This window comes from Mesorhizobium sp. M0633 (genome assembly GCF_040320645.1).
Classification (GTDB): domain Bacteria; phylum Pseudomonadota; class Alphaproteobacteria; order Rhizobiales; family Rhizobiaceae; genus Mesorhizobium.
In genome coordinates this window covers 1-10,043 of record NZ_JAMYQC010000068.1, presented here as the reverse complement: position 1 = coordinate 10,043, position 10,043 = coordinate 1, and the positions used below count along the sequence as shown (strand labels likewise).

The 10,043-nt window shown below is 60.7% G+C and carries 9 protein-coding genes; 8 read left to right on the top strand and 1 reads right to left on the bottom strand.

Annotation, left to right across the window (positions count from 1 at the left end; genetic code table 11):
* The first annotated feature begins 588 nt into the window (after positions 1-588).
* From NKI47_RS33880 to NKI47_RS33845, 8 genes are all read left to right on the top strand, one after another.
* Positions 589-1,602: an ABC transporter substrate-binding protein gene (locus tag NKI47_RS33880; protein WP_352595960.1), complete on the top strand. Its 1,014-nt coding sequence runs from the start codon at positions 589-591 to the stop codon at positions 1,600-1,602.
* A 29-nt stretch (positions 1,603-1,631) separates the two neighbouring features.
* Positions 1,632-2,681: an ABC transporter substrate-binding protein gene (locus tag NKI47_RS33875; protein WP_352595957.1), complete on the top strand. Its 1,050-nt coding sequence runs from the start codon at positions 1,632-1,634 to the stop codon at positions 2,679-2,681.
* Between the two features lie 46 nt (positions 2,682-2,727).
* A complete protein-coding gene (locus NKI47_RS33870; RefSeq protein ID WP_352595954.1) occupies positions 2,728-3,738 on the top strand; it encodes an ABC transporter substrate-binding protein in 1,011 nt (336 codons plus the stop codon).
* Positions 3,739-3,780: 42 nt separating this feature from the next.
* Positions 3,781-4,788 (top strand): ABC transporter substrate-binding protein, encoded by a 1,008-nt coding sequence (locus tag NKI47_RS33865; protein ID WP_352595952.1) that lies wholly within the window; start codon positions 3,781-3,783, stop codon positions 4,786-4,788.
* Positions 4,785-5,369, top strand: a complete 585-nt coding sequence (locus NKI47_RS33860; protein WP_352595949.1) for an SCO family protein — start codon at positions 4,785-4,787, stop codon at positions 5,367-5,369. Before NKI47_RS33865 ends, NKI47_RS33860 begins: the two co-directional genes overlap by 4 nt.
* Before the next feature lie 61 nt (positions 5,370-5,430).
* Positions 5,431-7,989: a GAF domain-containing protein gene (locus tag NKI47_RS33855; RefSeq protein ID WP_352595946.1), complete on the top strand. Its 2,559-nt coding sequence runs from the start codon at positions 5,431-5,433 to the stop codon at positions 7,987-7,989.
* Positions 7,990-8,003: 14 nt separating this feature from the next.
* Entirely contained in the window at positions 8,004-8,351 is a 348-nt protein-coding gene (locus tag NKI47_RS33850; protein ID WP_246501742.1) for a response regulator, read from the top strand.
* Complete coding sequence (locus tag NKI47_RS33845) at positions 8,269-9,513, top strand: adenylate/guanylate cyclase domain-containing protein (RefSeq protein WP_352595943.1); 1,245 nt, start codon at positions 8,269-8,271, stop codon at positions 9,511-9,513. Before NKI47_RS33850 ends, NKI47_RS33845 begins: the two co-directional genes overlap by 83 nt.
* Here the strand turns inward: NKI47_RS33845 and NKI47_RS33840 are convergent.
* Positions 9,510-10,043: DUF4062 domain-containing protein (locus NKI47_RS33840; protein WP_502898124.1), on the bottom strand; the 534-nt coding region annotated here is incomplete at its 5' end. The genes NKI47_RS33845 and NKI47_RS33840 overlap by 4 nt on opposite strands.

The window sequence follows — 10,043 nt, the reverse complement described above, 5'->3', positions numbered from 1 at the left end:
GATGGCCGTCCGTCACCCCTGATCGATTAAAGCCTCACCGACGCTGCCAACAAAGCTCACGCCTCAAACCCCGCGCCCCTCCCGCGAGCGGGTTCGTTCATTGACCCAAAGCCGCCCTTCATGAGCCCATTTCGCTGCCCGATAGCTGACATTCACCGCGACCAGCATTCCTGACCCTTTCGGGACCTTCCGAGGCCGATTTTCCTTCCCGGAACCAGACGTTAAGCGCAACCAGTACTGATGACCCTGTGCAGACCTTTGCGTCGATGACTCGGCCCGGCCGCAGTAAACTCGAAGTGGCCATTCTGAACCGCGCAAACAGTCTCCCTGACAGCGAGGTGCTGGCGGGACGTTTGGCGGAGTAAGTTTTGCGCTCGCAACCAACGCAAATTGGGCGTACCGTGGCATATCGTCGGTTGCTAATACTGGGCCGGCGACTGAGAGCGCAAGACTCCCGCATCAAGACTCTGGGCGCGCTCGTAATTCGCTGTGTTCGGCGCGCTCACAAGACTGTCTGTCACTGCCGGAACCTCTTTTGCTCGGTTCCGGCCAGAATTGCCATTTGCGATTCGGAAGAGGAGCGTTCGGATGCAGATCATGCAAACCCGCCGCCGATTCCTGGCCGGCGCTGCAGCGGTAAGCGCTGCCGGTATTGTCGGTCTTCCGGAGTCGCTTCACGCGGAACCGCCGCTGGAAACGACCACGGTTCGGCTGCCGCGGTGGGTTGGTGGTTCCTACTGCTGGGCCGGCGCGTACATCGCCGGAGAACTGATGCGCGCAGATGGCTTCACCGACGTTCGCTACGTAGAAGCCGACAGAAGCGTCGACCAATCGGAGTGGATCGCACGCGGTGAGACGGATTTCTCGGTCAACTTTCCGCCGAACCAAATCGCGTCGATCGATGCCGGCGTGCCGATCAAGGTGCTAACCGGGTTGCACTCGGGATGCCTCGAACTGATCGCCAAGGAGAGCATCCGCAGCGTCACGGATCTGCGGGGCAAGAGGGTGGGCGTTGATGGTTTCAACAACTCGCGACACGTGTGGCTGTCCCTCATGTCCGGCTATGTCGGGCTCGATCCCGTCAACGATATCCAGTGGGTCTTGACTGAGGGCGTCAAGCCCACGGAACTCTTCGTCCAAGGGAAGATCGACGCATTCCTCGGCACGCCGCCCCAGCCGCAGGAGCTGCGCGCCAAGAAGATCGGCCACACCATCCTCAACAATGCCGTCGACCGCCCATGGTCACAGTATTTCTGCTGCATGATCTCCGCGACGTCGGACTACGTGAATAGGTACCCGGTGGCGACCAAGCGGGTCTTGCGATCCATCCTCAAGGCCGCTGACCTCTGCGTGTCGAATCCGCAGCGGGTGGCTCGGCAGATGGTCGATCGCGATTTCGTCCCATCGTATGACTACGCGCTCCAAACGCTGAAGGATATCCGGTACGACCGGTGGCGGGAATTCGATCCTGAAGACTCCCTGCGGTTCTACACACTCCGCATGCAGGAGACGGGCATGATCAAATCGAGCCCGCAACAGATCATCGCCGACGGAACGGACTGGCGCTTCCTCGACGAGTTGAAGCGTGAGCTGAAAACCTGATCCCATTTGTCTCAAGGGGAGACGTGGACATGGAAATCATCCAGAGCCGCCGGCGCTTCCTGGCCGGCCTTTCGGCAGCCGGCGCCGCGAGCCTAGTCGGGGTCCAGCAATCGCTCCCCTCAGAGCCACCGCCGGAAACGACTAGCGTCCGCAGGCGAGCCGCTGCGGAGCCACCGCCTGAGACGACGCGGATCCGGCTCGTCCGGATTCCCAGCATCTGTCAGGCCCCCCAGTATGTAGCCGAAGAACTGCTGCGCAGCGAAGGGTTCACTGAGGTGCACTACCTCCAAAAAGAGGGGACCGCAGACATCGCGCCGGCCCTCGCCTCTGGTGAAGCCGACCTCAGTGCGCATTTCGCCGCCCCGCTCCTTCTCAGCCTGGAAGCGGGGGATCCCATCGTCATCCTGGCAGGACTCCACGTCGGCTGCTTTGAGCTGTTCGGCACCGATCGCATCCAGTCGATCCGCGACCTCAAGGGGAAGACCGTGGCCGTGCCAGCGCTAGATTCCAGCCGATACGTCTTTCTCGCCGCTATGACGGCTTATGTAGGCCTGGACCTCCATAAGGACATACACTTCGTCACGCATCCGGGACCCGAGTCCATCCGGCTCCTAAGTGAGGGGAAGATCGATGCCTACCTAGGCTTTCCCCCCGAACCGCAGGAGATGCGGGAGCGGCAGATCGGCCATGTGGTGATTAGCAGCACCGTGGACCGGCCCTGGTCGCAATACTTCTGCTGCATGCTGGCTGGGAACCGGGAGTTCGTCCGCACGTATCCGGTGGCCACCAAACGCGCCCTCCGCGCCATCTTGAAAGCGGCGGATTTCTGCGCCAGCGAGCCGGAGCAGTCCGCGCAGTACTTGGTGGAGCAGGGCTATACTAGGCGCTATGACCATGCCCTCCAGGTCATAAAGGGGCTCCCCTACGGTTGGCGTGGGTATAGCGCTGAGGACACCCTGCGCTTCTACGCCTTGCGCCTCCACGAGGTCGGGATGCTCAAGAGCACCCCCCAGAAGCTCTTGGCCCAAGGCACCGACTGGCGCTTCTTCAGCGAACTGAAGGAGGAGTTGAAGACGTAGGCAATCGCCATCATGCCGTGCGCCCTATCGAGGGAAGGAGTGGCTTATGCAGATCATCCAGAACCGCCGCCGTTTCCTAGCCGGCGCTGCGTCAGCCGGCGCCGCGGGCCTTATCGGCACCTCTACGCAAGCCTGGGCTGAGCCGCTGCCGGAGACCACCTCGGTCCGCCTGCCGCGGTACATCGGCGGCGCCTATTGCTGGGCGGGCCTGTACCTCGCCGGAGAGATGCTGCGCGCCGAGGGATTCACCGATGTCCGCTATGTGCAAGGTGACAAGAAGGTTGATCATTCCGCGTGGATCGCAAACGGCGAGACGGATTTCAGTGTGAACTATGTGCCGATTCATCTGGCGTCGATCGATGCAGGAGTGCCGATCAGGGTACTAAGCGGACTGCACTCCGGGTGCCTCGAACTGATCGCCAACGACAGCGTCAAAGGCGTCTCGGACCTGCGTGGAAAGCGGGTTGGGGTCTTTACGCTTGATTCGCCGCAACACGTGTTGGTTTCTCTGATGGCCGCCTATGTTGGGCTCGATCCCGTCAACGACATCGAATGGGTCATCGAAGAGCACAATTTTGCGGAAGGCTTCGTCGAAGGAAAGTACGATGCAGTGCTCGGCCAACCGCCCCGCACGCAGGAACTTCGCTCCAGGAAAGTAGGCCACACAATCCTCAACTCGACCACCGACCCGCCGTGGTCGCAGCACTTCTGCTGCATGATTTCCGCGACTGCGGATTATGTAGACAGATACCCGGCGGCGACAAAGCGCGTCCTGCGGTCCATCCTCAAGGGCGCCGACCTCTGTGTCTCAGATCCGTCATGGACTGCAGGGCAGCTGGTCGATCGAGGTTTCGTCCCCAGCTACGAACTCGCGCTGCAAACGCTTGGCGACCTCCGGTACGACAGATGGCGGGATTTCGATGCCGAAGCCTCGATGCGCTTCTACGCGCTGCGCATGTACGAAACGGGCATGATCAAGTCGAGCCCGCAAGAGATAATCGCCACCGGAACGGATTGGCGCTTTCTCTATCAACTAAAGCAGGAGTTGAAGACGTAGGCAATCGCCGAACGTCGTGTCCCATCAGGGAAGGAAAGGCTTATGCAGATCATCCAGAACCGCCGCCGTTTCCTCACAGGCCTGTCCGCGCTCGCAGGTGTGGGTCTTGCAAAGGGCCGCAACGCGGCCGCCGCCGAAGCGGCACCTGAAACCACAATCGCCCGCTTTGCGGCGGCGCCCGGTATCTGCATTGCTCCGCAGTACGTCGCCGAGGATCTGATCCGCGCAGAGGGGTTCTCAGATTTCGGCTTCGTGGCCGCCGAAGCTGGTATCGCCCAGACCGAGATGCTGGCGCGCGGCGACATCGACTTCGGCATTGACTTTGCCACGGCCCTAATCATTCCAGTCGACACTGGCGCCCCGATCAAGGTGATCTCCGGAGTGCATGTCGGCTGCTACGAGTTGTTCGGACGCGAGGACATCAAGAGCATCGCGGATCTCAAGGGCCGCAAAGTCGGCGTCGGCGGCAATCTATCGTCGGATCCGCATATCTTCGTCAGTGCCATGGCGACCTATGTCGGCCTCGATCCGCAACGCGACATCGAATGGATCGTCGGCGAGGCAAAGCCGGCGGAGCTCTTCGCCGAGGGCAAGGTCGACGCCTTCCTGGCTTTTCCGCCTGAGGCTCAAGACCTCCGCGCCCGCAAAGTCGGCCACGTCATCCTCGACAGTTCCAAGGACCGGCCGTGGTCGCAATATTACTGCTGCATGCTGGCGGTCAACGCTGCGTATGCCGAGAAAAATCCAGCTGCCACCAAGCGCGTCATCCGGGCCATCATCAAATCGGCCGACATCTGCGCGGCCGAACCGGAACGGGTGGCACGCCTCCTGGTGGATGGCGGACACACCGAACAATACGACTACGCCGTGCAGTCGCTCCGCGAGCTCCCATACTCTGATTGGCGCGACTTCGATCCCGAGGACACGATGAGGTTCTTCTCGCTGCGGCTGCATGAAGCCGGGATTGTCAAGTCGAACCCAAACGAGATCATCGCGAACGGCACGGATTGGCGCTTTTTCAACGAGGTCAAGCGCGAGATGAAAACGTGAGCGAGTGGGCGGCGCGCATCTTGCTGCTGGCGCTGATGGCCGGGCCGGCACACGCGCACGACGCGCCGCACGACGAGCGCCTGCCGACGATCGGACAGGCGCCGGACTTTACCTTGGTATCGCAGGACGGTGTGCGTGTGTCGCTGCACGACTTTCGCGGCAAGGTGGTCGCCGTTTCATTCATCTATACGTACTGTACCGACGTCTGCCCCATGCTGACCGCCCATATGGCCAGCGTGCAGGAAAAGTTGGGTAGTGCATTCGGACCGAAAATCGCCTTCGTTTCGATCACCGTCGACCCGGAGCGCGACACGCCCGATGTTTTGAAGGAATATGCGCAGAATTTTGGCGCCGATCTGAAGGGCTGGTCGTTTCTTACCGGTGATCCGGCGATTGTCCATGAGGTTGGACGGAAATACGGGGTCATCGCGAAGAAGGCGGCGAACGGAGATGTCGACCATACCTTGTTGACGTCGCTCGTGGACCCCGGTGGCATCTTGCGAGTACAGTATCTTGGTGTCCGGTTCGACCTGGAGGAGTTCCGGGATGACCTTCTCAGCCTCTTGGACGAATCCAAATAGCATAACGAACCGGCTCGTTGGCTGGGTTGCCCGGCTGCCGGCGCGCGTCCAGACCAAGCTCTTGATCGCGTTCCTGTCGATTGTCGGCCTGCTGATCGTCCTCGGGGCCGTCGGGTTGCAGGTGCTGAGTGGGGTCAATGATCAAACAAACGAGCTGATCAAGTTGCAGCGCCGGATAGCAGCCTATCGCCAGGTCCAGCACGATACGACCACCCAGCTCTACGGCATCTCCACCGCCCTTTTGCTTCAGGACGACCGGATGCTGGATGCGGCGCTGCGCCAGCTCAACCAGTTCGGCTACGACCTCGACCGCATGGAGTTCGTAGCCAAAGCCGAGGTGGAAGTGCTTGGCCAGGTCAGGGAAGAGTACGAACGGCTGACGGCCGGGGTGACGCACGTGGCAGAGCTCGTCCGCGCCGGCCGCACTGAGGAGGCGCGCAAGGTTCAGCTTGATGAAATCATACCGTCGGCTGATAGCCTCGAGCGGCTGACAAACCAGCTGGTCAACATGGCCGAGGCCGACATGGTAGTGGCCATCGAAACGACCGAGGGTGCGTACGGCACGTCCAGACTGATCGTGGTCTCGTTTGCGGTGGGCAGTATCCTGCTGGCGTTGGGGCTCGGCTACATCATCTCCTGGTCGTTGATCGAACCGGTCAAGAAGATCGAGACGCGTCTCAGCCAGATAGCGGCCGGCGACTTCGCCCAACAGGTTGCCGTCGCCAATCGCGACGAACTTGGAGTGCTCGCCGCTAACGTCAACCAAACCTCCGACCAGCTGGGGCGCCTGTATCAGGAGATTGAGACGCGCACCCAGCAGCTCGACGAAGCCCTTCAGCAGCAGACAGCCACCGCAGACGTTCTGAAGGTCATCAGCCGCTCTACCTTCGATCTGCAGGTCGTGCTCGATACGTTGGTGGAATCGGCTGTCAGGCTCTGCCGTGCCGACAAGGGTGGTATCGTGCAGTTGCTGGATGGCATATTCCGCTATGTGTCGACGCATGGCTACCCGCCCAGCTTCCGTGCTTATGTCGACGCCAATCCACTTCCCGCGCTCGCCGCAGGCCGAGGCTCCGCCGTAGGGCGCGTAATCGAAGAACGGCGGATCGTGCAAATCGAAGACGTGACCGCTGATCCGGACTACCGCGTTGCCTTGATCGCTGAGGCAGGCGGATTCCGCACCGTCCTCGCTGCCCCGCTGTCGCGGGAAGGTGATCTCGTTGGCGTATTCGTCATGACGAGGGTTGAGCCGCAACCTTTCAATCTCAAGGAGATCGCGCTCGTCGAGACATTTGCCGACCAGGCGGTGATCGCCATCGAGAATGCGCGGCTCTTCGAGGCGGTGCAGTCACGGACGCGCGAGCTTGCCGCGTCTGTTGGTGAGCTCGAGGCGCTTGGTGAAGTGAGCAAGGCGGTCAATTCGACGCTGGATCTCGACACGGTGCTGAAAACGATCGTCGCCAAAGCGGTCCAGTTGTCGGAGACGGATGCTGGCACCATCTACGTGTTCAGCAGCACGCGGCAGCAATTCCGTCCGCGCGCAAACTTCGGTATGAGCGATGAGCTTATAGCCGCAGTCTCACACCAGACGATCGGGCTGGCCGACATGGGGATCGGCGACGCACCCGAGCGCTGCATGCCGGTGCAGTTTCCCGACCTCAGCGAGGAGGCCTCATCCTTCCTTGTAAGAAAGACGATCGTCGAAGCCGGATATCGCGGTATCCTGATCGTTCCGCTGCTGAGGCCCAACAAGATCGTCGGTGCACTGGTCGTCAGGCGCTACAAGCCAGGTGCCTTCCATGAGCAAGTTGTCCACCTGCTGGAGACCTTCGCAGCCCAATCGGTGCTCGCGATCCAGAATGCCAAGCTGTTCCGTGAGATCGAGGAGAAAAGCCGGGAGCTGGAGGCAGCTAGCCGCCACAAGTCCCAGTTCCTCGCGAATATGAGCCACGAACTCAGGACACCGCTCAATTCGGTCTTGGGTTTCACAGAGCTGCTGGTCGACGGCATCTACGGCGAACTCCCGGACAAGGCAAAGACGACCGTCGCGCGCGTGCAGGCAAACGGTCGTCACCTCCTCGGGCTCATCAACGACGTACTCGACCTTTCCAAGATCGAAGCCGGCCAGCTCACACTGGCGATCGAGGACTACTCCGTCGCGCAGATTGTTCGATCGACAGTTACGGCTGTAGAGCCGCTGGCACGAGCGAAGGGTCTTGAGCTTTCAACGACTGTTGCCGAGAACCTTCCAATCGGCCGCGGAGACGAACGCCGTTTGACGCAGGTCCTGCTCAATCTTGCAGGCAACGCCGTCAAGTTCACCGAAACGGGTGCGGTCGACATTCTTGCCGATGCGGTCGACGGGCACTTCGAGATGACCGTCCGAGACACCGGTCCCGGCATCGCGTCCAAGGACCAGGCTCTCATCTTCGAAGAATTCCAGCAGGTCGACAACAGCAGTACCAGGCAGAAGGGCGGTACGGGTCTTGGCCTGGCGATCTCGAAGCGCATCGTCGAAATGCATGGCGGAACCATAGACGTCGAGTCCGTGATCGGGTCAGGGTCGACATTCCGTCTCAAGGTACCAATCCGGGTGAATGAGGACGTGAGGGCCGCATGAGCAAACGAATCCTGATGGTGGAAGACACCGAGGACAACCGCCAGATCATCCGCGATCTCATTGCTACCACCGAATACGAACTGATCGAGGCGGCGGACGGCGCCGCCGGCATCGCTGCAGCCGGAGCGCACAGGCCAGACCTGATCCTTATGGACATTCAGCTCCCGGTGATCGACGGGTATGAAGCGGCCCGCCGCATCAAGGCCGACCCGGCGCTCCGGCACATTCCGATTATCGCCGTCACCTCCTACGCGTTGTCGGGCGACGAGGCGAAAGCCCTTGCTGCTGGGTGCGATGGTTACATTGCCAAGCCCTTCAGTCCGCGCCAGCTGCTTTCCGAGATTCGCGGGTTCCTTTCTTGAGGGAGGCAGCGCTTTGCACGATCCGCCTCGCATTCTCGCGGTCGACGATACTCCGGAAAACCTCGAGATCCTGCGCATGCGCCTCGAGGCGAATGGCTACGAAGTTGCAACCGCCGCCGATGGGGAAGAGGGGCTTGCGAAAGCCCGCGAACTCACGCCGGATCTGATCCTGCTCGACATCATGATGCCGAAGCTCGACGGCATCAGTGTGGTACGCATGCTCAAGCACGATCAATCGCTGCGGTCGATCCCCGTTATTCTGGTCACCGCGAAAGCCGACACGCGCGACGTGGTCGATGGGCTGGACGCCGGTGGCGACGACTATCTGACAAAGCCCTTCGAGCACAGGGCGCTGTTAGCGCGGGTGCGCTCGATGCTGCGTCAGAAGGCGCTTCACGACACTGTCGCGAGCCAAGCCAAACGCCTTGAGGACCAAGCCGCGCAACTTTCCGACTGGAACCGCTCGCTCGAGCAAACCGTGGCCGACCAGGTGACGGAGCTCGAGCGAATGGCGCGGCTTAGGCGGTTCCTGCCCGAACAGGTCGCCGACCTCATCGTTGCGGCGGGCAATGGAGATGCGCTCTTGCAGAGCCACCGTCGCGAGGTGACCGTTGTCTTTTGCGATTTGCGCGGCTTTACTGCCTTCGCAGAGACCGCCGAACCCGAAGAAGTCATGACCGTTCTTGCCGAGTATCATTCCTGTCTTGGTGAACAAATTGTCCGCCACCAGGGGACTCTCGAGCGGTTCGTGGGCGACGGTATCGTCGTGGTTTTCAACGATCCACTGGCATGCGCCGACCACAGCGAGAGAGCTGTCTCAATGGCTGCTGCAATGCGCGACGCGATTGACGAGCATTCAGAGCGATGGCGCAAGCGCGACTATTTGCTTGGCTTTGGGATCGGCATTGCCAGGGGCCACGCAACCATCGGGCGCATCGGTTTTGATCAGCGCTCGGACTATGCCGTCATCGGCACTGTGTCGAACCATGCCGCCCGATTGTGCGAGGAGGCCAAATCGCGCCAGATTCTTGTTAGCCAACGGGTCCTCGGCGCTGTCGAGTCGCTGGTCGAATCCGTTCTTGTTGGCGAACTGACGCTGAAGGGTTTTCGCCGCCCGATGCCTGCCTATGAAATCGTGCGGTGGATCGGTCGGCCAAGCTAGAAGGGCGGGCCGCCGCTCAGACCACGGTCATAACGTCTAATAGCCATCGCAACCTTACCCGCCAAATCGTCCTTGTTGCGCCAATATTTAACGAGCTTCTTTTCATACAGCTTTCGGAATCTCTCGAGTTTGGCCTTTTTCTCGAACTCGACCTTTTCCGCGGCCCACGTCTTGCGAGCACCGCCTTCGAGCAAAAACGCCACGGTAGGCACGCCTTGGGCGACGGTGTACTCGTACTCCATCTGGGTGTAGCTCTTACCCTTCAACTCTGAGCCGTACCGCTCCGCTACGATGAGTACGTAGTAGTCGCTGTCATCGATGCGCCGCTTAATGTAATCCCATTGAGTGTCGTCGCTGGCTTGGAATGCCTCCATCCCCACAGGAATATGCCCGAGGGTTAAGAACGGCCTCGATGACCGACCGTCTTTCGTCCACCAAATCGGCATAGGTCGAGCTGACGAAGATTTGGTATTTAACGTCCATGCGGCTTCACCCTTCGATCCGCCCTTGTAAGTCTGCAAGCAGGCTGG

Bases quoted from the DNA above. Each gene is read 5' to 3' on its own strand.
- NKI47_RS33880 (WP_352595960.1), top strand. From the start codon at position 589: ATGCAGATCATGCAAACCCGCCGCCGATTCCTGGCCGGCGCTGCAGCG.
- NKI47_RS33875 (WP_352595957.1), top strand. From the start codon at position 1,632: ATGGAAATCATCCAGAGCCGCCGGCGCTTCCTGGCCGGCCTTTCGGCA.
- NKI47_RS33870 (WP_352595954.1), top strand. From the start codon at position 2,728: ATGCAGATCATCCAGAACCGCCGCCGTTTCCTAGCCGGCGCTGCGTCA.
- NKI47_RS33865 (WP_352595952.1), top strand. From the start codon at position 3,781: ATGCAGATCATCCAGAACCGCCGCCGTTTCCTCACAGGCCTGTCCGCG.
- NKI47_RS33850 (WP_246501742.1), top strand. From the start codon at position 8,004: ATGGTGGAAGACACCGAGGACAACCGCCAGATCATCCGCGATCTCATT.